The sequence below is a fragment of the Sinorhizobium sp. NG07B genome (assembly GCF_002532005.1).
GTDB lineage: Bacteria > Pseudomonadota > Alphaproteobacteria > Rhizobiales > Rhizobiaceae > Sinorhizobium > Sinorhizobium fredii_C.
The window spans coordinates 754,493-778,815 of the sequence record NZ_NWTD01000003.1; the positions used below are offsets into that span (position 1 = coordinate 754,493).

Annotated in this window: 20 protein-coding genes; 9 read left to right on the top strand and 11 right to left on the bottom strand. The window is 62.5% G+C overall.

Annotated features, from left to right (window positions below; genetic code table 11):
- Nucleotides 1-11: 11 nt before the first annotated feature.
- From CO664_RS13440 to CO664_RS13450, 3 genes are all read right to left on the bottom strand, one after another.
- Nucleotides 12-542 carry a DUF992 domain-containing protein gene (locus CO664_RS13440; RefSeq protein ID WP_097525861.1) on the bottom strand — a complete coding sequence of 177 codons (531 nt, stop codon included), beginning with the start codon at nucleotides 540-542 and terminating at the stop codon, nucleotides 12-14.
- 223 nt (nucleotides 543-765) lie between these two features.
- Entirely contained in the window at nucleotides 766-1,362 is a 597-nt protein-coding gene (locus CO664_RS13445) for a DUF922 domain-containing Zn-dependent protease (protein WP_097525860.1), read from the bottom strand.
- Nucleotides 1,363-1,454: 92 nt separating this feature from the next.
- Nucleotides 1,455-1,907 (bottom strand): Lrp/AsnC family transcriptional regulator, encoded by a 453-nt coding sequence (locus CO664_RS13450; protein WP_097539029.1) that lies wholly within the window; start codon nucleotides 1,905-1,907, stop codon nucleotides 1,455-1,457.
- Nucleotides 1,908-2,038: 131 nt separating this feature from the next.
- Between CO664_RS13450 and CO664_RS13455 the strand changes: the two genes are divergently transcribed.
- Nucleotides 2,039-3,088, top strand: coding sequence for an ornithine cyclodeaminase (locus tag CO664_RS13455; protein ID WP_097539030.1), 1,050 nt, complete (start codon nucleotides 2,039-2,041; stop codon nucleotides 3,086-3,088).
- Nucleotides 3,089-3,129: 41 nt separating this feature from the next.
- On the opposite strand, the gene CO664_RS13460 is transcribed toward CO664_RS13455, so the two are convergent.
- Nucleotides 3,130-3,291, bottom strand: a complete 162-nt coding sequence (locus CO664_RS13460) for a hypothetical protein (protein ID WP_097525857.1) — start codon at nucleotides 3,289-3,291, stop codon at nucleotides 3,130-3,132.
- Between the two features lie 228 nt (nucleotides 3,292-3,519).
- On the opposite strand from CO664_RS13460, the gene CO664_RS13465 reads away from it, so the two are divergent.
- The 4 genes from CO664_RS13465 (at nucleotide 3,520) to CO664_RS13480 (ending at nucleotide 10,373) form a co-directional block, all read left to right on the top strand.
- Nucleotides 3,520-5,058 (top strand): M10 family metallopeptidase C-terminal domain-containing protein, encoded by a 1,539-nt coding sequence (locus CO664_RS13465; protein ID WP_097539031.1) that lies wholly within the window; start codon nucleotides 3,520-3,522, stop codon nucleotides 5,056-5,058.
- A 345-nt stretch (nucleotides 5,059-5,403) separates the two neighbouring features.
- The gene (locus CO664_RS13470; RefSeq protein ID WP_037419264.1) at nucleotides 5,404-6,012 is read left to right on the top strand and encodes a TetR family transcriptional regulator; all 609 of its coding nucleotides are present in this window, start codon (nucleotides 5,404-5,406) and stop codon (nucleotides 6,010-6,012) included.
- A gap of 40 nt (nucleotides 6,013-6,052) precedes the next feature.
- Nucleotides 6,053-7,192, top strand: coding sequence for an efflux RND transporter periplasmic adaptor subunit (locus CO664_RS13475; RefSeq protein ID WP_097539032.1), 1,140 nt, complete (start codon nucleotides 6,053-6,055; stop codon nucleotides 7,190-7,192).
- A 28-nt stretch (nucleotides 7,193-7,220) separates the two neighbouring features.
- Entirely contained in the window at nucleotides 7,221-10,373 is a 3,153-nt protein-coding gene (locus CO664_RS13480; protein WP_097539033.1) for an efflux RND transporter permease subunit, read from the top strand.
- 142 nt (nucleotides 10,374-10,515) lie between these two features.
- Here CO664_RS13480 and CO664_RS13485 read toward each other — a convergent pair whose 3' ends face one another.
- Nucleotides 10,516-10,956, bottom strand: a complete 441-nt coding sequence (locus CO664_RS13485) for a helix-turn-helix transcriptional regulator (RefSeq protein ID WP_097539034.1) — start codon at nucleotides 10,954-10,956, stop codon at nucleotides 10,516-10,518.
- A gap of 692 nt (nucleotides 10,957-11,648) precedes the next feature.
- Between CO664_RS13485 and CO664_RS13490 the strand changes: the two genes are divergently transcribed.
- From CO664_RS13490 to CO664_RS13505, 4 genes are all read left to right on the top strand, one after another.
- Nucleotides 11,649-12,668, top strand: coding sequence for a helix-turn-helix domain-containing protein (locus CO664_RS13490; protein WP_097539035.1), 1,020 nt, complete (start codon nucleotides 11,649-11,651; stop codon nucleotides 12,666-12,668).
- 192 nt (nucleotides 12,669-12,860) lie between these two features.
- Nucleotides 12,861-14,285 carry a TadE/TadG family type IV pilus assembly protein gene (locus CO664_RS13495; protein WP_097539036.1) on the top strand — a complete coding sequence of 475 codons (1,425 nt, stop codon included), beginning with the start codon at nucleotides 12,861-12,863 and terminating at the stop codon, nucleotides 14,283-14,285.
- A complete protein-coding gene (locus CO664_RS13500; protein ID WP_097539037.1) occupies nucleotides 14,282-14,812 on the top strand; it encodes a TadE/TadG family type IV pilus assembly protein in 531 nt (176 codons plus the stop codon). Before CO664_RS13495 ends, CO664_RS13500 begins: the two co-directional genes overlap by 4 nt.
- 10 nt (nucleotides 14,813-14,822) lie before the next feature.
- Nucleotides 14,823-15,392, top strand: a complete 570-nt coding sequence (locus tag CO664_RS13505) for a TadE/TadG family type IV pilus assembly protein (protein ID WP_097539038.1) — start codon at nucleotides 14,823-14,825, stop codon at nucleotides 15,390-15,392.
- A gap of 518 nt (nucleotides 15,393-15,910) precedes the next feature.
- Here CO664_RS13505 and CO664_RS13510 read toward each other — a convergent pair.
- From CO664_RS13510 to CO664_RS13535, 6 genes are all read right to left on the bottom strand, one after another.
- Complete coding sequence (locus tag CO664_RS13510) at nucleotides 15,911-17,722, bottom strand: HAMP domain-containing methyl-accepting chemotaxis protein (RefSeq protein WP_097539039.1); 1,812 nt, start codon at nucleotides 17,720-17,722, stop codon at nucleotides 15,911-15,913.
- A gap of 313 nt (nucleotides 17,723-18,035) precedes the next feature.
- Nucleotides 18,036-19,073, bottom strand: coding sequence for a capsular biosynthesis protein (locus tag CO664_RS13515; protein ID WP_097539204.1), 1,038 nt, complete (start codon nucleotides 19,071-19,073; stop codon nucleotides 18,036-18,038).
- 117 nt (nucleotides 19,074-19,190) lie between these two features.
- Nucleotides 19,191-21,359, bottom strand: a complete 2,169-nt coding sequence (locus CO664_RS13520) for a glycoside hydrolase (RefSeq protein WP_097539040.1) — start codon at nucleotides 21,357-21,359, stop codon at nucleotides 19,191-19,193.
- Between the two features lie 2 nt (nucleotides 21,360-21,361).
- On the bottom strand, nucleotides 21,362-22,360 hold the full coding sequence (locus CO664_RS13525) for a glycosyltransferase (protein ID WP_097539041.1): 999 nt from the start codon (nucleotides 22,358-22,360) through the stop codon (nucleotides 21,362-21,364).
- A gap of 100 nt (nucleotides 22,361-22,460) precedes the next feature.
- Nucleotides 22,461-22,820, bottom strand: coding sequence for a VanZ family protein (locus tag CO664_RS13530; protein ID WP_141471709.1), 360 nt, complete (start codon nucleotides 22,818-22,820; stop codon nucleotides 22,461-22,463).
- Nucleotides 22,821-22,858: 38 nt separating this feature from the next.
- On the bottom strand, nucleotides 22,859-24,205 hold the full coding sequence (locus CO664_RS13535) for a glycosyltransferase family 4 protein (RefSeq protein WP_097539042.1): 1,347 nt from the start codon (nucleotides 24,203-24,205) through the stop codon (nucleotides 22,859-22,861).
- Between the last annotated feature and the right edge of the window lie 118 nt (nucleotides 24,206-24,323).

The following is a 24,323-nucleotide window of genomic DNA, read 5'->3' on the forward strand; positions in this document are numbered from 1 at the left end:
CTTGAGGCCGCTCAATTGACGGAGTTGAGGGTCATCGACGTTCCGGCGGCGGCGACGTTCAGCCCGAGCTGCCCGGTGACGCTGACGGTCTGGAGGTGAATCGAGCCGGACGTGCCGCCGACGAGCACATTGGCACCCACGCCGGCACCGACGGTTGCCTCGGCGGTCGCGCCCTTGTAGAGGCCGCTCAGCGAGCCGTGGTGATAGCCGGCCGTCGGCGCGAAGACGGCCCAGAGAAGCCGGCTGCGCATGGTAAAGCCGATATCGACGCCGAGCTTGCGGATTTCGCCGGTATAGCGATCCTCGATCTCATCGCCGCCAAGGGAGCGGAAGACGCACTCTATCTCTTTCGACGATCCGAGAACATAGCCGGCGCCACCGCCGATATCGCATTCCAGATAACCGATCTTGACGCCGTCCTGCTCGTCCAGCGCCGGGGGTGGCGCGGGCTCTCGATAGGGAGCGAGGTCGGCTGCATGGGCGGCGAAGCCGACGAAAGACAGAGAAGCTGCGGAAAGGGCGGCGACAAGATTCCTGTGCATGCATGACTCCCTTCTCGGACCGGCGGAGAGGCTCGCCCTTCCGACACAAATTCAGCATTGGACAGCCCGCATCGCCACGAAAGGTGGACGACGCACGCGTGTAACGCCGCGGCACAGTTCAACTCCATTGAGACAATTCGGGGGCGTGTTTGTGGCCGTCACCAGCTTTTTGCGTGCATCTATTGCGGCTTACGGCGCGCGCTGCCCCGTGGCGGACGAGCCTCTATCCGCCGTTCACCAGATTGAGGATCAGCTGGTGAACCTTGCCGCCGTCGCTGAGTTCCGCGCGGTCGAAATCTCGGCTCTGCTGGCGCTGGGCGTTGGAGAGCGCCCCGAGCCGCTTGGTCATTTCCGACTTGATCTTGCGGCATTGCGGGTCGGCGGGAACGGTGAGCCCGACAGTTGCGGCCTCGATCTTCTTCACCATGTCCTTGATGAAATCGCCATGCACCAATTCGTGCTCATGGACGCCGTCGATGAAGGTTTCCCAGTGCTCCCGCGTGCCTGCCGGCAGGGGCTTGGAGGGTTTCGGCAGGGTATAGGTGATCGCAAGCTTCGGCAGCGCCGACACGAGAACGCAGGCATCGCCGTGAGCCTCGTATTTTCGCGACCAGGTCAGCTTGAAGCTCGTATGCGCGATGGCGCGCGTTGGCCCGAGCTTCGGACCGTGCTCGCCGATCGATGCATAGAGCTCCGGGCCGGATTGCCCGGTTATCGCGTAGTTCTTCACCGTCTCGACCGCCTGCCAGTCCGCGTTGGCTGGCGAGGACAATGATCCCAGACAGGCCAGCAGGAGAAAGGGCCGATTGCCTGTATTCACGCGATTATTCCCCACCCCGGACTTCCGTTGATTGCGGCCGGAACCTAATTGGCGGGCGCTCGGCATTCAACTGCCGATATCGTAGGACCCGCTCAAACACTGCTCAGGAGAAGACTGGTTTCGCTGTTGGCGACGCCGTCGATCATCCGCACCTCGCGCAAGATGCGGTCGAATTCGGAAAGGTTCGCAGCGCGAATATTGGCGACCAGGTCCCAATTGCCGTTCGTCGTGTGCAGCTTATGGATTTCGGGAATGCCGCGCAGCTTGCGGATGACCTGGGTCGTCGATTTCCCGACGACCTCGATCATCATCACCGCCTGGACGGTGTTCCGGTCGTAGTCCTCGCGGACACGCACAGTAAACCCCATCAGAGTTCCCGTTTCCAGCAGCCGATCCAGTCGGTTCTGCACCGTTCCGCGCGCGACGCCGAGCGCATCGGACAGCTTGGAGAGCGAAGCCCGGCCATCGACGCGCAGGTGGGCGATGATCCGCCGGTCGAGATCATCCGGCGCGTATTTTGCGGTTGCTCTGTCTGTCGCTGTCATTGGATAAATTGCGCAATCGGGCCGGCAAAATTGCTCAGTGGGATGACGAAAATAGCACAGCTTTGCGCTTTCGACCAGCAGCGCCTGCCATTACTCTCTCGGGATAGCCCGCACATGCAGGAGGAACCGCGATGCTTTCACCGCTCCCGTCAGCCAAGGCTATGGTGCCCTTCGTCAGCGTCGAGAACATGATGCATCTCGTCCACCACCTGGGCATCGAGACCGTTCTGGCGGAGCTCACGGAGGCAATCGAGGCCGATTTCCGCCGGTGGGAGAGCTTTGACAAGACGCCGCGCGTCGCCAGCCATTCGCGCGACGGCGTGATCGAGTTGATGCCGACCTCCGACGGCGCCGTCTACAGCTTCAAATATGTCAACGGCCATCCCAAGAACATCGCCGACGGGCTGCAGACCGTGACCGCCTTCGGGCTCCTTGCCGAAGTTTCGACCGGCTATCCGGTGCTGCTCACGGAAATGACGATGCTGACGGCGCTGAGAACCGCCGCGACCTCGGCGATGGCTGCGCGCCACCTGGCACCAAAGGGCGCGCGCACCATGGCGATGATCGGCAACGGCGCCCAGGCCGAGTTCCAGGCACTGGCGATGAAGGCCGTCTGCGGCATCGACACCGTCCGCCTTTACGACGTCGATCCTCGCGCAACCGAGAAGACGGCACGCAACCTGGCTGGCTCGGGCCTCGAGATCGTCTCCTGCACGACCGCCCAGACTGCGATCGAGGGGGCCGGGATCATAACCACCTGTACGGCCGACAAGCAGTTCGCAACGATCCTCACCGACAACATGGTGGGCGCCGGCGTCCATATCAATGCGATCGGCGGCGACTGCCCGGGCAAGACGGAACTGCACCGCGACATCCTGTTCCGCTCGGACGTCTTCGTTGAATATCCGCCGCAGACCCGCATCGAGGGCGAGATCCAGCAGATGGCAGCGGACTTCCCGGTGACCGAGCTCTGGAAGGTCGTGACGGGCGCCGCACCCGGCCGCCGCGATGCAAGGCAGATCACGCTGTTCGACAGCGTCGGCTTCGCCATCGAGGATTTTTCGGCGCTCCGCTACGTGCGCGACCGGCTGTCCGGCACGGGCTTCTATCAAAATCTCGACATGATCGCCGATCCGGACGATCCCCGCGACCTGTTCGGCATGCTGCTACGCGCGAAATAAGCGGACAAACGCAACGACAGCTGGCCTCGCCGCCTACTGCGCTACTGCTTCTTGAGCCGCGCCAGCGCTTCTGCCGCGTCCTTGACCAATGAATGATCCGGATGGCGCCGGATGAAGCGCTCATAGGCTTCCACGGTATCCTCCGCCCTCACCGTCTCGAACTCCGCCCGGACGGCCGCCTCGTGATCCGGAGGCTTCTGCATGTCCACCCCGCTTGCTTTGGCCGTACCTGACGCTATAGGTGCAACACACAGCGCCGCTACAATCACGGCGGCAAGACACGACAGCAACCTGATGATCGGCACGTTTCTCTCCAATCTTATCGAGTTCGTTACAACAATCGTAGGCATTCGGAGCCTAACGTCGCCGGCACGATCTGCATTTTATGAGCGCGAGACAACGGCCCCGCGCCTTTCTGGTGGGAATTCAGCATGAGCGGTACCGGCAAAACCGGCAAGACCTTGAACACGACCGGCAACAGTTTGATCGACGGCGTGCTGTCGGGCTACGCCTGGACCGGGCCGATCACCTATGCCTTCCCGGCATCGAAGAGCAGCTACAGCTATAGCGGCGAGAAGGACAATGGCTTTGCCGCGGTCTCGCAGGCGCAGATAGACGCCGCGCTGTTCGCGATGGAGCAAACCTTCGGCTCAACCGCCAATGACGGCTTCTCCGTCGAGGGCTTCACCAATGCCGACTTCACCTCCGGAAGCGCATCCAGCGCGACAATCCGGTTTGCGCAGTCGACCCTGCCCTCGACCGCCTGGGCGTATCTGCCGGGCGCCTATGCCGAAGCCGGCGACATCTGGTTTGGCAAGACCTATGCCGGCACCATCTACGACTACAGCAAGCCGGTTGCCGGAAATTATGCCTGGCACACGCTCATGCACGAACTCGGCCATGCGCTTGGCCTGAAGCACGGGCATGAACAAGAGGGAGCCTTCCAGCCTCTGCCTGACCAGTACGATTCGATCGAATATTCGATCATGACCTATAGCGGCTATGTTGGAGCAGGCGAGGGTTACTACTACGAACAATACGGCGCGCCGCAAACGTTCATGATGGCTGACATTGCGGCGCTGCAGGAAATGTACGGCGCGGATTTCAGCACCAACAGCGGCAATACGGTCTACAAGTGGACGCCCAATAGCGGCGCGACGCTCGTGAATGGCGCAGTCGGCATTGCTCCCGGTGCCAATCGGATTTTCGCGACCATATGGGATGGCGGCGGCAACGACACCTACGATCTCTCGGCATATGCAACGGGCCTCAAGATCGACCTGCGTCCAGGCAAGGCCTCGACCTTCAGCATCGACCAGCTCGCCTGGCTCGGTGGCGGTTCCAACAGCGGCTTTGCCGCCGGCAACATCTTCAACGCGCTGCTCTATCACGGCGATACGCGCTCGCTGATCGAGAACGTCAAAGGAGGTTCGGCCGGCGACACCATCACCGGCAATCAGGCGGCCAACCGGCTGTGGGGCAACAGTGGCAATGACACACTGAGTGGCGATTCCGGCAACGATACACTTTACGGCGGCTCGGGCGCCGACAAGCTCTATGGTGGCAACGGCAATGATACTTTGTACGGCGAATCGAACAATGATGTGCTCTATGGCGGTGGCGGCGCCGACAAGCTAACCGGCGTGAGCGGCGCCGACACATTCCAGTTCAAGTCAGTGGCGGACAGCACCGTTGCCACGTCGGGCCGCGATACGATATACGACTTCCTGGCCTCGGCATCCGATCGGATCGATCTTTCCGCAATCGACGCCAACACAACCACCACTGGAAACCAGGCCTTCAGCTTCGTTGGAACCGCCGCTTTCAGCGGCAAGAAGGGCGAGTTGCGCTACGACCGCGCTGCCTCCGACACCTATATCTACGGCGACGTCAACGGCGACAAGAAGGCCGACCTAGCCATCCATCTCGATGATGCCGTGACGCTGCAGAAGGGCTACTTCGTCCTCTAGGGAGAAGGTAAGCCCCGCTCGCCAGCGAAACCCGCTTGCGCGGCCGAGCCCTTGTCTCGCAACGGCGGCGCACTGCCTCGCAAGCGACCTTGCCGGAGGAGCTGACGCTCCTCGGCGGCAATCGGTATTGCCAGTCCTCCGTTAAGAGCGACCATCCGCAGCGCCTCCCGTTTTATCCATCGTACGATTTTGTCTCCGCGCTCGCTCAGGCCAGATCACCGCAATCGTGCTTCTCCCCAGCCGTCCCTGCACAGCAATCACGCGGCGCGCACGATTGACAAGTGTCGCCTGCCGGATTATGACTGACGAAATTCGAAAATCGTCACTCATCACGAATGCGAGCCCATGACCGACCCGGCAGAAAGCAGCATCGACACGACCAGGCAGGAAAACATCGCGCGCATTCTCGATGCCGCGGAGCGGCTTTTCCGGCATTACGGCTACACGAAGACGAATGTGGCCGACATTGCGCGCGACCTCGGCATGTCGCCGGCCAACATCTATCGTTTTTTCAGCTCCAAGACGGAGATCCATCAGGCGCTTTGCGCGCGCATGCTGGAGGCGAGCTATCAGCAGGCCTACGAAATTTCCCGCCTCCCCGTGAGTGCTACCGAGCGCCTGCGACATTACGTGCTGGCACAGCACAAGACGACCGTGGAGACCATGCTCGACGAGCAAAAGGTCCACGAGATGGTGGTCGTGGCGATCGAACAGGAATGGCACGTCATCGAGAAACATCTCGACCGCATTGATAAGCTTCTCGCCGGCATCATCCGCGGTGGCATCGAGGCCGGCGAATTCGCCGAGCAGGACGCTGAGGTCGCCGCCCGATGCTTCGGCGCGAGCATCGTCACCCTCTGTCATCCGCAGATCGTCGCGCAATGTCTTGCGAAGGAGAACCGCCCGACACCCGACGAACTGATCGAGTTCGCCATCAAGGCGCTGAAGAAATAAGGCAGCCGCGCTGCCAGATACCGGATCAGGAGTCCGAACGATGTTTTCACCGAGAGCTTACAATCGGCCGCTCTTTGCCCATGTGCTCGCCCTTGCCGCGCTTGCCGCCGTGCTCTCGGGTTGCTCGGAAGAGAAGGCGGAAACGAAGGAGATCTTACGGCCGGTCAAGGTGGTCGAGATCGCCGCCACGGGCGAGGCTCGCCGGCTCGACTATGCCGGTACCGTGAAGGCGCGCACCGAGATGAATCTCGGCTTCCGGGTCGGTGGCAAAATCACCGAACGGCTCGTCAATGTCGGCGACCGGGTGAAGCCGGGCGACCTTCTCGCGCGCATCGATTCGACCGACTATGAGCTTGCCGTCAGGAGCGCCGAAGCAACGCTCTTCGCCGCCGAAAAGCAGGTGCAGACGACATCCCTGACGAAGAGGCGGGCCGAACAGCTCTTCACCAAGTCGTTCTCCTCCAAGGCCGAGCTGGATCAGGCGGACCTCCTTTACGATCAGGCGGTCTCCACGCGCGACGCGGCCGCCTCCAGCCTGAGCCAGGCGAAGAACCAGGTCGCCTATGCGGATCTCAATTCGGACCAGAGCGGCATCGTGACGGCGATCAATGCCGATGTCGGCCAGGTCGTCGGCACCGGCACCCCAGTCGTGACCGTCGCCGTCGACGGCGAGAAGGAGATCGAGGTTGCGGTTCCGGAAATGGACATTGCCGAGTTCAAGCCGGGCAAGACGGTCGAAGCGCGCTTCTGGTCGAACGACAAGCTGACCCTTGACGGCCATGTGCGCCAGGTCTCGGGCAGCGCGGATCGCCAGTCCCGGACATTCTCGGTACGCGTCAGCCTGCCCAGCGATCCGCGCGTCCTGCTCGGCATGACCGCGACCGTCGAGGCGGCTGCCACCGGTTCCGAGAGCCTCGTCTCCATTCCCTTGAGCGCGCTCGCGCAGAAGGACGGCAAGGACATCGTCTGGGTAGTCGATCGCAGCGCCTCGACGGTACATGCCCGCCCCGTCACGCTCGCCGATTACGCCGGCGAACAGGTGCGCGTCGCCGAAGGGTTGCGGCCGGGCGATCTCGTCGTCGCCGCCGGTACGCAATTCATGGCCGAAGACCTGAAGGTCAAGCTGCCCCTCGCCGAGCAGCAATCGGCCCGCGCAGAAACGGGCGAAGTCGTCCGCTAAGACCAATCAACAGAACGGAAATACGCCGATGCACGCCTCCAACGGGGACAAGAAACCGTTCAACCTGTCGCGCTGGGCAATCGGCCATCCGAGCATCGCGCGCTTCCTGTTCGGACTGATCATCATCACCGGCGCACTCGGCCTCGTTCGCATGGGGCAGCGCGAAGATCCGGAATTCACCTTCCGCACCATGGTGGTTCAGGCCGTCTGGCCCGGCGCCTCGATAGAGGAGATGCAGGACCAGGTCGTCAACAAGATCGAGCGCAAGCTGCAGGAGACGCCGCATCTCGATTTCGTCCGGTCCTACACCCGCGCCGGCAGCGCCGTCATCACCGTGCAGATCGAGGGTGACACCAACGCCGACGACGTTGCCGATGCCTTCTATCAGGTGCGCAAGAAGGTGGGCGATATCGCCAACGAGCTGCCGGACGGCGTCCTCGGCCCCTATTTCAACGACGAATTCGGCGATACTTTCATCACGCTCCATGCGATCAGCGGCGACGGCTACAGCTATCCCGAACTGAAGCGCTTCGCGACCGAGGGGCGCGACATGCTCTTGACGACTCCGGGCGTCGAGAAGGTGGTGATCCTCGGCGACCAGCCGCAGAAGATCTACATCGATGTTTCTTCCAAACTGCTTGCCGCACGCGGGCTGACGCTCAACGACCTGCGCAACGCCGTCGCCGGACAGAACAATGTCGATCCCGCCGGCACTGTCGAGACGGGCATCCGCTCGGTTCGCATTTCCGTCGACGGCGATGTCAGGCGCGCCAAGGATATCCGCGAGCTGAGGCTGCGCGCCGGCAACGAGACGATCCGGCTTGGCGACATCGCCACCGTCAGCTCGGGGCTCGAAGATCCCTATTCGCGCAAGTTCCGCTTCAATGGCCACGACAGCGTCCAGATCGGCGTGGTGATGGCTAAGGGGCATAAGGTCACCGATGTGGGCAAGGCCGTGGAGGCGACTTATGAGCGGTTCGAAACCTCCCTTCCCTACGGCGTGTCGGTCGAACAGATCTCCAACCAGCCGGAGGTCGTGACCGAGGCGATCAGCGAATTCAGCCATGCGCTTGTCGAGGCGCTGATCATCGTGCTCGTCGTCTCGTTCCTGTCGATCGGCTGGCGTTCGGGCCTGGTAATCGCCGTCGCCATCCCGCTGGTGCTCGCCGCCACCTTCGCGATCATGTACGAGCTCGGCATCGACCTGCAGCGCATTTCGCTCGGGGCGTTGATCATCGCGCTCGGCCTGCTCGTCGACGACGCGATGATCGTCGTCGAACTGATGGAGCGGAAGCTCGAGGAGGGGCTCGTGAAGATCGAGGCGGCGAGCTTTGCCTATTCCTCCACCGCCTTCCCGATGCTGACGGGCACGCTGATCACCACGGCCGGCTTCATTCCCGTCGGCTTCGCGGAATCGACCGCGGGCGAATATGTTCGCTCACTCTTCTACGTCGTCGGCATCGCGCTCGTCGTCTCCTGGTTCGTAGCTGTCTATTTCACGCCCTGGCTCGGCTACATGATTCTGAAGCAGCGCCGCCATGCGGGAACCCACCACGACGCCTTCGACACCCGTTTCTATCGGCGTCTCCGTGCAACCGTCGGCTGGGCCGTGCGCCATCGCGTCCTCGTGCTCGTCCTGACGCTCGCTACCTTCATGGGAAGCCTCTGGGCGTTCCAGTTCATTCCGAAGAACTTCTTCCCGCAGTCGTCGCGGCCGGAAATCCTGGTCGACCTCTGGCTGCCGGAAGGCACGAGCATCCAGGAAGTCGAAAGACAGGCCAAGGCGCTCGAGGCGCGCATGATGGACGACGAGGACAAGCGCTTCATCGCCACCTATATCGGCGAAGGCATACCGCGCTTCTTCCTGCCGCTCGACCAACAGCTGCGCAATCCCAACTTCGCGCAGCTCCTGGTTATGGCAAAGGACGAGCCTGCCCGCGAACGGCTGATCGTCAAATTGCGGTCGATCCTCGCCGACGACTTCCCCTCGATCCGCGCCAAGGTCGACCGTCTTTTCCTCGGTCCGCCGACCGGCTGGCCGGTGCAGATCCGGGTCATGGGGCCGGATCGCCAGGAGGTGCGGCGCATCGCCGATCAGGTGAAGGCGAAGTTTAACGAAAACCCGCTGCTCGGTGCGATCCATGACGACTGGCTGGAGCCCGTGCCGGCGATGAAGCTGGTGATCGATCAGGATCGCGCCCGCGCGCTGGGCGTCACCTCGCAGCGCATCCGCCAGATGCTGCAGGCGGCGATGTCCGGCGTGCCGCTCGACGATTTCCGCGACGGCGAAGAGACCGTCTCGATCGTGGCGCGCGAGCCGGACGGAAACCGCCAGCTGCTTTCGGCCGTCAAATCGGTCTATGTGCCGACGGATTTCGGCAGCTTCGTGCCCGTCTCCCAGGTGGCCAAGGTGGTTCCGGTCATGGAGCAGGGTATCGAATGGCGGCGCGACCGACTGCCGACCATCACCGTGCGTGCAACGCTGCCGGACGGCATCCAGCCGAACGACGTGACCCTCAAGCTCTATAACGAACTTCAGGGCCTGCGCGACGGCCTTGCCCCGAACTACAAGGTCGAGATCCAGGGCGGTGCGGAAGACAGTGCCGAGAGCCAGGCATCGATCGCCGCCAAGGCGCCGATCATGCTGCTCGTCATCGTCGTCCTGCTGATGGCGCAGCTCCGGCACTTCGGCAAGTCCATGCTGGTGCTCGCAACCGGGCCGCTCGGCATCATCGGTGCGGCAGCGGCGCTGCTCATCAGCGGCGCACCCTTCGGCTTCGTCGCCATCCTCGGCGTCATTGCGCTGCTCGGCATCATCATCCGCAATTCGATCATCCTGATCGACCAGATCGACCAGGACATTGCGGCGGGTATGGAACGCTTGGAGGCGATCATCGGCGCAGCCGTACGGCGTTTCCGGGCGATCGTGCTGACGGCGCTGACCGCCGTGCTCGCTCTGATCCCGATCTCGCGCGGCGTCTTCTGGGGACCGCTTGCCTATGCGATGATGGGCGGCATCCTGGTGGCGACGGTGCTGACGATCCTGGTGCTGCCGGCCGGCTACGCGTTGTTTTTCGGCAGGGAGCCCAAGGCAGCCGAGCCCGAAGGCGAAACCGTCGAGGCGACCACGGCGGCGATCGAGGACAACTCCGCCTATCCTGCGCCGATCGCCGCCGAATGACCTGCGGGCTCATCCACGCCGCCGCGTTCACTGTCGCGGCGACGCCCTCATCAAGGTGAGCCGAAACGCCTGACTGGCGTCACACATCTTCGGTCGCGCGCCGTGCTCGACAATGTCGTGACCGGCCGCGGTGCCGGTAGCGCTATTCCGCTGCTATCGATGCCTCTTCCACCGTCGGCGCCAAGGCTTTGACGAGTGCCACGATCTTCCGTCGAACCTGCGGATCGCTGAGCCGGGCAAAGGCGCGGTTAAGAGCCACGCCCTCCTCGGTCGCGAGAAACTGCAGCATTTCATCGCTGGAGGTCACCGCGGCGCCATTGTGCTCCAGCCCATTCGTGCTCTCCGGGCCGCCTTCGAAGAAATAGGACACCGGCACGCTCAGGACCTCGGCAGCCCGCTGAAGGCGGCTCGCCCCGACGCGGTTCAGGCCCTTTTCGTATTTCTGCACCTGCTGGAAACTGACGTCGAGCGCCTCGCCGAGCTTCGTTTGGCTCCAATCCAAAGCCAATCGGCGCAATCGGATGCGGTTGCCCACATGGATGTCGATTGCGCGTGGTTCTTTCTTGTTCGGTCTGGCCTGCATTCGTTCTCGTTCCCACCTTGTTGAGCGTCCTGCGTTCAATGACCCAAGCGCTATAGATTGCCCCGCAGGACACCACGCTCAGTAGAAGCCAGGGCCAGCGGGAGTAGTTTTCAACTTAAAATCACCACTTCCTTGAATATGTCGGACGGCTTACAAAAGACATACGGAAACAACTGCTCCAGTATCCGCATAGCGCAGGGCTTATCCCGATGGCGACGCTTTCCGTCTGCAACGATCCTTCGGGGGTGAACGTGACGCTCATCACGCGGAGCTGAATGTTCCTTGATTGCCGATTTGGAGTGAGGATGAACCGGCCCCGCGGCGGTCAACTGCGATGGGCGTCGCGTGCCGCGATTGGATCAATACCCACGCGCTGCCGGTCGCTTCATTCCGTCGCCCGCGCCCGCGATCAGTGGGCGAGCGCCGTCCGCGCTTCGATTGTGCCCGCCACCTGTGAATCGCGATGCTCATCCGGCGCCCGCGGTCAATTTCTGCGAAATCCGGCTGCGTTTTTCGCTTTTTGGATAGACGTATACACATAATCGTTTACGCCATAGCTAATATACGGTCTATTTGTACGATAAATGCGGACACGGCGAGTACCCATCAAAGGGAGGTGGCGTGAAGCTGAGACCAAAAAATGTCATTCGAGGCGCCAAGCGGCACGGCGCCCCCGCTTTCTCGGAGCCTAGATGAGGTACGTTCCTCATCGACCCGCCTTCCGCATCGTCAAAGCAGATGCCGACGAAATGTCGGAGCATTATGCAAGGACATTGTCGCCCGCGAAGGTTGAACCCTTGCAAGTCGGCGGGCGTATCTCGGTCGAGGATCGCCACTATTCTGCCGGGCCGTTCAGCATCTGGGCGGGCATGTGCCATTCGGGCATGAAAGTCACATTCTCGCGACCGTCCGATGCCTTTGTGCTCTACCTGCCGCATTCGAGCGCCATGGAGATCGATGTCGGCCGCAAACGCCTTCTATCGACACCCGGCACGGCCATGGTCGGCAATATGGCGCAGTTCGAAAAGCTGACGATTCACGAGAACCGCGGCCATATCGGCATCGCGTTCGAAAAATCAGCGATGGTCGGCCAGCTGAGCCAGCTCCTCGATGCCCCGGTTCTCGGAGATATCGACCTTTGCGCGACTCTGGAAACCGACTCGGCGGTCGGCTCCAGGCTCGCAGCTCTCGGAGGCCTGCTCTGGGATTGTTTCGACGGCGAAGACCGGGTGTCAACGACGGCGGCCACACATCTTTTCCAGGCAGCAATGGTCATGATCCTCGAATCGGTTCCTCACAACTACAGCGCGCGATTGCACAAACCAATGTCACCCGCCATGCCGCGAAATCTGAAACGGGCGATCGAATACATGGTTGCCAATATCGCCGAGCCCATGAGCGTCGCCGAAATCGCCCGGGAGGCCGGCACGAGCGTGCGTGCCCTGCAAACGGCCTTCCAGCAATTCAAGAGTACGACGCCCTTGAATTTTCTGCGCCAGATGCGGCTTGAAGGTGTTCGCAAGACCCTTTCCGACAGTACCAATGCGCTCTCGATCGCGCAGGTGGCGCGCGCCTGGGGCTTCACCCATATGGGGCGGTTTTCCGCGGTTTACCATGACGCCTTCGGCCAGACACCGTCCGAAACGGCCAAGCTCCATAGCCGGCGCGGCGCCGGCGTGGCGTCGTCACTATCGACCGACAGCAACCGCTGACCGCCGAGCGGCTCCCGGCGAGCCCGCCCATCTCAGTCATCGGCCGGCGCCGTTCTGACCGCCCGCATTGTTTTCCTGCGCAATCCGGATAGCAGCGCGCCAATCGGCTAGCCCGAGACGACGCTAATTTACCCACGAATAATATTTCGAAAGCACGATCGGCCCGCGTGGTAACGGAGCTGGTCATTTAACATGCGTTTCGATTTCGGCTTATTCCGTCAGCTGATCACCGGCCGAATGGCAAACATTATCCGCGACAAGGGCGGCAATGTCGCGCTGACGGTCGCAATCTGCATGGTTCCCATGCTTCTCGCCGTCGGCGCCGGGCTCGACTATACGCGCGCCTACAACATTCAGAGCAGAATGCAATCCGACCTCGACGCGGCGCTGGTGGCCGCCATCAAGGAGATCGACGACTACGACGAGGACGCGATCGTCGACAAGATCAAGGAATGGTTCGACGCCCAGTCCGAGAAGCAGAACGCGACCTATGACCTGACGGACATCAAGGTCGACAAAACCGGTCACACGATAACCGCTTCGGCGAGTGGGACGGTGCCGACGACGGTGATGACGCTGGCGGACATCAAGACCGTTCCCGTCGGCGTCGTCAGCGCCATCGAGGGGCCGGCCACATCTCACCTCGAAGTCTACATTGTCATCGACAAGTCGCCGTCGATGCTGCTTGCGGCGACGAGCGAAGACCAGGCAATGCTGCGGGCCGACAAGAATATCAGCTGCGAGTTCGCCTGCCACGACACGAAGGATCCGGTAAAGAAGAACGGCTCCGTCATCGCATCGACCTACTACAACTACATTAAGAGCCTCGGTGTAAAGCTCCGAACAGACGTGGCGCTCGACGCCGTCGAAGAGGTGCTCGACATGGTCGACGCGGCGGACGAGGACCATGCGAGGATCAAGGTCGGGCTCTACAGTCTCGGTGACTCTATTACAGAGGCCCTCGCCCCAACATACTCAACCAGCACCGCGCGAAAGAAGCTTTCCGATGACGCTAGTGGACTAACGAGCGCCACGTCCACCTCGACGACCGATTTCAAGATGTCACTGAAGGCTCTTCAGAAGAAGGTGGGGACCGCCGGCGACGGCACGTCGGCCGCTTCACCGCTCAAACTGGTCCTTCTGTTGACCGATGGCGTCCAGTCGAGCCGCAACTGGGTCATCAACAACGTCGACTGGAAGAAAGCAAAATGTCTCCAGACTAACTCCGTGGGAAATTGTAGCCGACACACCTCCAACTCCGGCAAGAATTGGGGAATTGTGGCACCTCTCAACCCCGACTGGTGTGGGTATCTCAAGAATGACGATGCCACAGTGGCCGTCCTCTACACAGAGTACCTCGCCATCCCAGAGGACTGGGGATATAACGACACCCTCGACGACACGATGGCGAAGAGCAGGTGGACGTCCACCTGGGGCGGCACGCTGCATAGCGGCGTGAGCAGCAGCACCACCAGACACGACTATATCCCGATCGCGCTGCAGGACTGCGCCTCCTCGTCCGACCTCTTCATCTCCGCCGCCTCGGAAGACGAGATCACCGCCGGCCTTTCCACCCTTTTCAATCAATATCTGACCTCGGTACGGCTGACCCAATGAGAAGCCGTTCGAAGATAACGCTTCTGTGCCGGCTGCTGCGCGACAGGTCGGGTGTCGCCGCCATCGAATTCGCGCTGCTCGCGCTGCCGCTGTTCACCATCATTTTCGGGATTCTCGAATGTGCGGCGATGTTCTTCATCGACACGGCCCTCGATGCGGCGGTTCACAAGGCCGCTCGCTTGATCAAGACCGGTCAGGCGACTGCAGAGAACATGACGCTCACCGGCTTCAAGACGGAGGTCTGCGGCAACCTGCTCTATGTGCTCGACTGCGAAGGCAAGCTGCTGGTCGCCGTCGACACGCTCACCGACACCTCCTCTTCTGGCGCGATGAAGGCGATCAACAGCAGCGGCGCCGTCGCGATCACCGAAGGCTTCGAAATCGGCAAGGGCAGCGACTACGTGATGGTCCAGGCTTTCCTTCCGTGGAAGCCGATCGTCAGTCTCTATTCGCTTTCGAGCTCCACGCTCGCGGACGGCAGCTATCTGATGGGCGCCGCCGTCCTGCTGCACAACGAACCGTTCTGAGGATGCCCGCATGACACCGATTGCCAAGAGAACAGTCGCCCTTCTGCGGCATTGCCTGCGGAACCGCGACGGAGCTTCCGCGATCGAGTTCGCCTTCCTCTTTCCGATCCTGCTGCTGCTGCTCGCCGGACTGGTCGATCTCGGCCAAGGCCTGACGGTTCGAAGGAAGATCAATCAGATCGCTTCGACGAGCAGCGAGATCATCGCCATGCAAAGCAGTTGGACGGAGGCGAGCGTCGAATCGATCCTCGACGGGGTCAGCACCATCGTGCAACCCTATGAAAGCGACGAACTTACGGTCCTCCTTTGCGTTCTCGACATCGACAGCGACGGCAAGGCGACCGTGAACTGGTCTGCCGCCTACGGCACGACAGCCCTCTCTTCAGGGCAGGACTCGCCCGTCGAGGTGCCAGAGGATTTGCAAATCGCGGACGTGCAACTGGTGGTGACTCGGGTCCAATACAAGCTGGATACGATCTTCTCCGGCCTTTTCGAGAGTTTCACGGGCGGCGGCTCTTACGAATACGACCAGCATTTCTTCATCCGGCCGCGAAACGGCAACAGGATCACCTACAGTTAACGGCCAAGCGGCTCTCGTCGTAACGCCTCGACTTCCTTGAATAGTGCAACTGTTCCGAGCGCCGGCGGAAAGATGCTAGTAATCCCTACAGGTCTTGAGGCCACAATACTGACACAGTCTAGCCATGTTTGCGCCAAGCATTTGTCTCGGTGCAGTTATTTGCGCGAAATAACATATATAACGAAAGATTACATCCTATTGTTGATTGCCGACTATGCGCCTCGTGCAGTCGGCAGCCGCGCCGCGCTATTTTGCGTGAAGCGTATACCCTCTTCGCAATGCGGATATGGATATCACCTGGAAACGGTAGCCTAGCGCCGGCCGGTCCCCTTACACTCCTTCTCGTGGGTGCAGGGCAGCCTTGGGCATGATGCCCTGGGTATCGTGCCAGCGGCTTGGCTTGCCGCTGGCACGTGCCGCCTCCGGCGGCCAGTTTGCGAAGCCTCTTTTAAGCTTCGAACGTTCGCGCCGACTGTTTCAACGATAACGATCTTCCCGGCCCGCAGCCCCCAACGCGATCAGGCAACGCGGCGCAGCGGCCCGGCATTGGCCTTCACCTGAAACCGTCCGGCAATCCGGTCGAGATCAAGCACCTCCTCGCTGAGGGTGCGGCAGGCGGCATTCGTCTCTTGGACCATGGCTGCGTTTTGCTGCGTGACCTGGTCCATCTGCTGCAGAGCGGCATTGATGCCATCGAGGGCGGAGGACTGCTCGTCGGCCGCGGTGACGATCGCGCCGATCAGGCCGCTTACCTGCTGCATATGTCCTTCGATGCCCGTCAGTGCCGAACCGGTCTGGTTGACGAGTTCGACACCGTCGGCAACCTCGCGGGCCGAAGTTTCGATTAGCTGCTTGATTTCCCTGGCGGCGGCGGCCGAGCGGCTGGCAAGTTCCCGCACCTCCTGCGCGACGACCGCAAATCCCTTGCCGGCTTCGCCGGCGCGGGCCGCCTCGACGCCAGCATTCAAGGCCAGCAGGTTTGTCTGGAAGGCGATTTCGTCGATGACATTGAGGATCTGCCGGATGCGCGACGAGGAGCCGGCGATCCGTTCCATGGCGGCGACCGCATCGCGGACGACGGCCGCAGAGCGTTCCGCGCCGTCCTTTGCCGTTCGCATCACCTGGCTTGCTTCCCTTGCGCGTTCCAGCGAGGTCCGCACCGTGGCGGTGATCTCGTCACAGGCGGCGGCGGTCTGCTCCAGCGACGCAGCCTGATGCTCGGTGCGCTTTGCCAGATCGTCGGTGGCGCTGGCGATCTCCGACGAACCGGAGCGCAGCCGCCCGGTCGCCTGGAGCACGCCGGAAATCGCTTCGGCAAGCTGCGCGACGCTGCCGTTGAATTCGCTGCGGAGCCGGTCGAACTCCGGGGCGAAGCCGGCGTCGATCTGCGCCGTGAGATCGCCGGATGACAGGCGACCCAGTCCCCCGCTGAGCTGATCGATGACGGTGAGCCTGTCCTTTTCCTCCGCCGCCCGTTGCTCGCGGAGCGCCGTCTCTTGCTCGTCCCGGCGGCGGCGTTCCTCTTCGGCACGCTCTCTTATGCTGCGGCGCTCGATCGCCGCCTCGCGGAACACGGCGACCGATTTCGCTACCGCGCCGATCTCGTCCGCGCGATCCGAAAACGGCACCGCCCGGCTGTAATCGCCGCCGGCGAGCGTCTCCATATAGGACGACATCGCCGCCAGCGGCTGGACCGCACGGCGACGGAAATACCAGAGGCCGGCGGCAAGCAGCAGGACCGAGATCGCCGAACTTGCCGTTGCCGCCAAGGACAGGCGGTGCGTATCCACGGCTGCAACTGCTTCCTCGCCCGCCTGGAAGGCGACAGCCATCTGCACCAGTTCGTTCACGGCAACTTCGTGGTGGTGGAAGCTGTCCTTCAAGGCGCTCAGTGCCTGACCCGCGCCGGCAAGGTCGTTTGCCTGCAGCGCCGGCAGGAACCGCTCGCCCATCACCTGCCAGAAGAGGTCGGCCCTGGCGAGCACCTCGTCTTCCAGCTTCTTCATCAGCGCCTCCGGCGCCGATGAAGACTTCCAATAGACCCGCCGCTCGTCATAGGCCCGCTTCAGCGCGGCAAGCTTTTCCTGGTTTTTGGCGGCAAGCTCCGGGCTGGAGATCGCCTCCATTGCGAGCATGTAGGATTCCACCGTGTAGAGCGGCGGCGGAAGGATGTCGGCAACCAGATCCTTGCCGTAGACGATCTGGTCATAGACCGGCCCGTTCACCCTGAGCTTGTCGAAGGCGTATGTCTTGATGCCGATCGAGACCAACAGTCCGGCCGCAATGATTCCGCCGAACACAATCATTCCGCGTGCAATGTTGAGTTTCATATGTCTGCCCCTATATGCCTGCCCCTCAGGGGAACCCCTCGCAAAAAATGCAGAAATCAACGATCCTGTTGCCGTAAATCTTTTGCGGCACGCGTGAAAAGTGTCTCGCAGCGCGAGAGTGCTCTCGGTGCAAAACTCTTCTGTCGCAGGAACAATATGCTTTACCCACAATAATTAGTTGCATTCCATGATTGCGGAATGGTTAAGAACGCAGCAGCGGCGGATTAAATCGAAACAAGCTTGCTCAAAACGGATACTGCCCGACGGTTCACGCCTGTCGGAGGCACCGGAGGTTGAGTGCACCGATTAGGCCTTAGAGCGACCTTTGCACGTCTAATGACACGCGGCGCTGTAGGAGGTCCATTGCGGCAAAAACATCCATGGGCCGCCAATCTGCCGGGTTGCGATAGCTTGGATAGAGCCCGAGGGCGGCAGCGGTGATTTGGTCGACCGTTGGCCTCGCCAGTGCACGGCGGGCCAAGGCGAATTCGGCCGCGGGGCTCACCCGATCCTGCGTCAACCCCCATCCGCCGTAAAAGGGCACTGCGTAGCAGCGCACCGGCAACCCCCTCAACAGCGCATCAAAGCCGACCTGGCTGGAAACGGTCCAGACCTCGTCGACGACATCGAGGATCGAGGCGACCGACACCTTGTCGCCGAGCAGGATGACGCCGGGAGTCCTGGATGCGCGTTCCGTGATGTAGCCCTTGCGATAGCCCGCCATCACGTCCGGATGGGTCCTGACGACGCATTGCGCGCCGCCCGTCAGCGCGTCGTCCAGCATGCGGTCGAACGAACGCCGGCTGCCGAGCGCGCGTGCCACCGAGACATCGCCGAAGACCTGGTCGACGAGGAGAATGCGCCGCCGGCTGCACGGCTCGATCGACGGTGGGCGATGTGGCAGGTTGTTGTATTTGGAGAGCCTGTATTCAACCATCCGCTCGCGGATGCGCCGGCCGAACCCCTCATGCCGGCCGCCCGCCGCCTCGGCAATCAGCAGCTCGAGCCGCGAAGCCCGGCCGCCGTCGACGGGCAGCGCCAGGTCGTCGGCAATGATCGAGACCGGTGCGTCTCCGTCCTTGCCCAAACCGACCGAACGCAGGAAGCCGTCCTCGAGGTGCCAGTGCGGCAGCCGCCGCGCGCGGGCGACCGCCATCGCTGTCCTTGCGGGGATACGCCCGCCCCAGGAGACGACGCCCTCGATCCCAGGCGACAGCGTCGAGGCGAGCGGCTGGCCACTGAAATAACGTCCGAGCCAGGGAAAGGCCTGACGTACGAAGAACGTCGCACCCAAACGGCTGCGTGGCTCCGGCCACCAGGTCTTGCCGCCGATCTCGGGCAAGCTGTCCATCGCTTCGAAACACTCCATGCATCCACGGCCGATGCGCATCGTTCGACCGCCTTCCGATCACGGACCAAAATCAGGTTGAGCCGGGAAATGCAATCGCTAACTCGGTGCGCGACGAACTCAGCCGTCCTCGAGCTCCAGAAGAAAATAAGTCGTCGGCCCATAGGGCGTATCGTTCGACAGGCGGAAGGCGACCGGACCCGCACCGCTGCGCACCGGCGGATAAACGGTGCCGTCCAGGCCGACCGGAAATATCCTCCATTTGGCCTTTCTCTCCAGCGCCAGATCGACATTGCCCTTGCGGATCAGCACAGGCAGGCTGCCGAAATCCTCGATGACTTTCTCCTCGCTGTCTCTGAAGATCATGCCGCTGTTCTGGGCGTCCGTCGCAAAGATCAGCAGCATGCGGCGGCTTTGCGCGAGCGAAGGCTGGCGATCGATCGCCGCAAGGGCGACGAGCCCGTCTCCATCCGCCTGCTCGATGCGGAGAATGCCGAGATCGATCGGCTCGCGCAGCGAGGAGAATGCCGCCGCCTCGGTTGCCGCCGTTGAGACCCGCAACTGCCCAATGCGGCGATCAAACCGGATCTGGCCGGTGTCGCTCTCATAGAGGCCCGCTTCCGTATCGGTCTGATTGTCGCGAGCCAGCGAGCCGCTGTCGCGAAGCGCCGTCAGTATTTCCTCTGCTCCCTCCGTCCGCGGCTGCGCGACACCGACACGGTCGTCGATGCTGTCGGCAGGAACGAGGCCGATGCCGCCGGTCAAGGCGAGCTCGGTGAGGCGCTCCGGCTCGCGCGCCTGCATATTCTCGCCAAGATCCTCCTCGCCGCGCACCGCAAACGGAATCGTGAGGCCGGAGGTCGCCACATCGCCGCGCCGGTAAAGAAGGGCCGCCAGCGTTTCGCCGGCCCGCGCCACCGGATCGAGCGCGATCGCATAGGGGAGCATCGCCCGCTTGTGCGGATAGGGCTCGCCATAGGCAAGCACGATCGGCCCATGGCCGTGCCGGCAAAGCACGTCCCAGCCCTGCAGCGACGCATAGGCCGGCATGACGAGGCCCGCCTCGTAGCGATAGCGGTTCCAGAACAGGTGGTCGTACTCGCTGACGATGAAGGGCTTTCCGATCCAGCGCGCCGCTGCGATCATCCTGAAGTAGTTGGCGCCGTCGGCAATGGAACTCACCTGCAGGAGGGCGCTGCCCGGTGCATAGCCTCCGACCCAGTCGTGATAGGTGTTCATGGTCACCGCTTCGAGATCGCGCCGGCTCAGCGCAGTCTGGACTGTGGGCCAATTGTTGTAGGTGCTGATCAGGCCCCTATAGCCGAGATCGCGCAGCATCTGGCTCATCCGGGTGGCCGATGCCCGCTCCAGTTCGGTGAAGAATGCCTGCAGATCACGGATGCGGGGGCTGTCGGCGTAGCGATCGGGCGGCAGCCTTACGGTGCCCGTCTCCAGCCGTTCGTCGTCGCCAAGCTCTCCCCAGGCCTGCGTGAGTTCGTCGGTCGAGGCGTAGCGATTCACGAGCCACCGGTTGAAGGGTGCGACAAGGGCCTCGTCATAAGCGGGTGCGCCCGGGCGCTCATGCACGACGCTGTCGAACTCGATGCCGTTCTCGTTGGCGAGGATCACCAGCGCCAGGGCATCGTCGCGAATGGGCGCGACGCCGGTATAGGGATTGACCCGCGCCAGGAACGTCTCCTGCAGCGTCTTCCAATGGGCGAAGGCCTCCTCATCCAAGTGCAGACGCAGCTTGAGATCGCCATTTGCCTCCCAACGGTCGTCATGACCGCCATAGGCTCCGCGCGGCGAAGAAAGCCCGTCGATGATCCAGTGGATGCCGTTTCGCTTCAGCGCCGCGAGCAGGTAGTGGATGCGGTCGAGGGTCTCCGGATCGAAGGCGAAATCCTTCTGCCGGCCGAACATCAGGCTCGCGTCGGTAAAATGCAGCCGGGCGATGTTGTAGCCGTGAAGCGCCAGCTGCCGTGCGTAGCGTTCCGCACCCTCGTGATCGGGAAAGCCGCCGGAGGCTGGGCTCCAGGCGAGCGAGGCGCAGAGCATCCGCAGCGGCTTTTCCGGAGATGCCGCATGCGCCAGCCGCCCGCCCTCCCCGGCGACGAGCCGGTGATCCGCGTCGATCACGCCGTTGGGCAGAAAGGTGGAAAAGTCGAGCGGACTGCCCTGTTGGACTTCCAGCGAAACGTCACGCACCGGCACCCATTGGTCGGAGGCATTCGCCGGCGGCGTGAAGCAGCCGAGGAAGATCGCCGCAGCAGTGAGCAGTAAACGCATCGTCAAGCCGGTTTCCCGAGGATTCTGCTCTCGATCGGGTCGCCCGGCTGTCGGCGGCTTCTGAGCATTCCGACGGGCAGCGCCGCCGCGTGGAAGAACCAGGCGACGACCGTGTAGAGTCCCATGCTTAGGCTGCGTTTCTTGACGCTTGCCATGGCAACGACACTGGCAACCGTGGCGAGCACCGCAGCGATTGCGACGAGCTTGTCCGGCAAGAAGACGATCAATGCAACGCAGAACAGCCACCAAAGATGCACGAGCCCCCAAAGCCTGAGTTCCGGCAGTTCGCGCAGAAGCTGGAGGAAATAGGGTTTGCCGAGCGAAGCGCGCAGGAGCTCGCCGATACCGTAGAGATATTTGCTTTTCCAGCGGCGCACGAGCAGCCGGTAGGAGTTGACCGTGTGACCGAAGTGCTGGACGAAGCGCCGATCAAGCCGGTAAAGGCCCCAGCCGGCGCTTCTCAGCCGGATGCCGAGATCGAACTCCTCATAGCCGTGCAGGTTTCGGTCCGACAAGTAGCCGACATCCTCGATGGCGCTACGCCGGTAGAGCCCGCCGCCATTCATCCGGTCGATCGGCCCCGTCCGGTTTTCCGGAGCGTTGCGTTTGACGCGCCGCGCAAATTCCAGGTTCGAGACGTGCATCTCCTCGACGTGTCCGGTCACGCCCGCGATCGCCGGGTGGTCTTCGAGGAAGCCGACGGCCTCGTCGAGAAAGTCCGCATCCAGCAGCATGTCGCCGTCGATGAGGCAGATATAGTCGTGACGCGAATGCTGAAAGCCGAGCTGTGGGCCTATGCCGCAACTTGGACGCGCCGGCGGCGTGATCTGCGCAATGACTGTCGGATATCGGGCGGCGATCTCGATGGTGGAGTCCGACGATCCGCTGTCCGCGACAATGACCTCGCCGCCCTGGCGCTCAAGCGCTGTCAAGGCGCTCTCGATCGTCGCGGCGATGCGCTTTTCTTCATTCAAGGTCTTGATAATGACGGATATTGCCAAGATGGCCCCCTGGCAGGGTGCGCCGTGCTTTTGCTCGCCACACCATGCGGTCTAAATGCACTATGCGGAACTTTCTACCTGCGATGGTTTGAATTTTGGTTTACTTTGCCAATCCCGCAATTGCCGTCCGCAGTGGGCGGGCGTACCAGGCGGCACCGGCGCCGCATGCTCCGCCCGCCAGCTTGACCGCAAGATCCGTCACGCGCGCGTGGCGATCGGCCGACAGCATCTGCAGCAATTCGAAGCCGACAGCCGCTCCAAGCACCAGGCCGAGGACAAGGGCAATGCGCTGCGGATAGGCGGCGGCGAAGAGGAAGCCGATCAGCCCATAGGCACCGAACCGCTCGACGTGGACCCAAGTGCCGATATGCGGACGCATGGCGATCGGCGACAGCGTCGAGAAGGCGATCAGCGCCAAGAGGAACCACGCGAGGATCGCGGCCGCACGCCTGAAATTCACGATCGCTTTTCTGCGGCCGTCCCGGCGCATGGCGGAGGTCATCTTGCCAGCGCCCGATAAACCGAAAGGGTTTTCTGCGCGACGCTCGCCCAGCTATGGGTCGCTTCCACATGGGCGATCTGCGTTCGGACCGCGTCGTCGGTCGGCGGATTTGCTATTTTTTTGGCGAGGGCGGCGGCAAGGGCGTCGATGTCGCCGAGCGGAAAATAGTCGTCGGGAGCGAGGGCGAGTTCGCGGTTGGCGACGATGTCGCTGGCGAGCACCGGCAAGCCATGGGCCAACGCCTCCAGGAGGGCGATCGGCATGCCTTCGTGGCTCGAGGGGAGCACGAAAAGAGCCGCATTGGCGAAGAGTTCGGCCAGCCTGTGGCCAGACTGGAAGCCCGTCAGGACAACGCCGGGCACGCCTTCAGCCATCGCCCTCACCTTAGCCGCATAGGGCGTTTCGAATTCGGCGCTCCCCGCCAGGACGAGTTTGACGCCGGTACCGCCGAGACTCGCGAAGGCCCGGATGAGGTCGGTCTGGCGTTTTTCCGGAACGAGCCGCGCGGCAAGCAGAATGTAACGGCGGCGCGTCAGGTCGAACTCGTCGAGGATGCCCGTTCCGCCGCTCCACGGCGATATTGCGACGCCGTTCGGGACAAGGGCCACCGGAACCCCGTAACGCTCGCCCATCGTCTCCACGATTTCCTTGGAAATGGCGATACGCCCATGCGCAAGCCGCATGCCCATGCGTTCCCCGAGCTTGAGCATGCGCTTGGCGAAGCTGCTCCATTTCTGCCGGTCGTAATCATACCCGTGATGGGTGACCACCACCTTCAGGCCCAGGAGCCGCGCGAGGGGAACCAGCAATGCCGGGCCAATCGCATGAATATGCAGTACGTCCGGCCGGCGCAGCGCCGCGAAACAGACGCCGAAAAAGGTGTGGACGATCGCCTCCAGCGCCATCGATCGCGGTGCCCAGAGCGGGAAGACGCGAATTCCGCTCCAGGAATAGGAAGCGGTCTTGGGGAGATAGCGCTGCCGCCCGATGACATCGACGCCCCAGCCAAGGGCCACCAGCCTGGTGGAGAGCATCTCGACATGCTTTTCCACGCCGCCCTGCACGTCGGGTATCCCACGCAGGCCAAGCATCATCACGCGCGGACGCGCGGCCGTCGTCTCAATGGACCGGTGAAAACCGTCAAGTTCGTCCCGGGTCAGTGCGGTGCCTGAGCCGGAGAATGGCCCCTCGAGCAACGCGGCCGTCGCAAGTGCCGGCGCGTCGACGGCGAGCAGCTTTTCGGGAAGAGGCCCCTCGCCGCCGCGAGCGGTGTTGACCGGGGTCGCCGAACCCCTCGTCTGCTGCGGAGCATGATCCCGCGAGACTGCCGTCTGACTGCTCATGGTTGTCTTGCCCCGGAAGTTGCCTTTCGGCAGCTTTTACGTGCAGAACACTTTCGCCGGGCGTAAGAAGATCGCTAAAGTTTTACGAGACTGGCCGGAAATCGGTCGCCGGACCTTG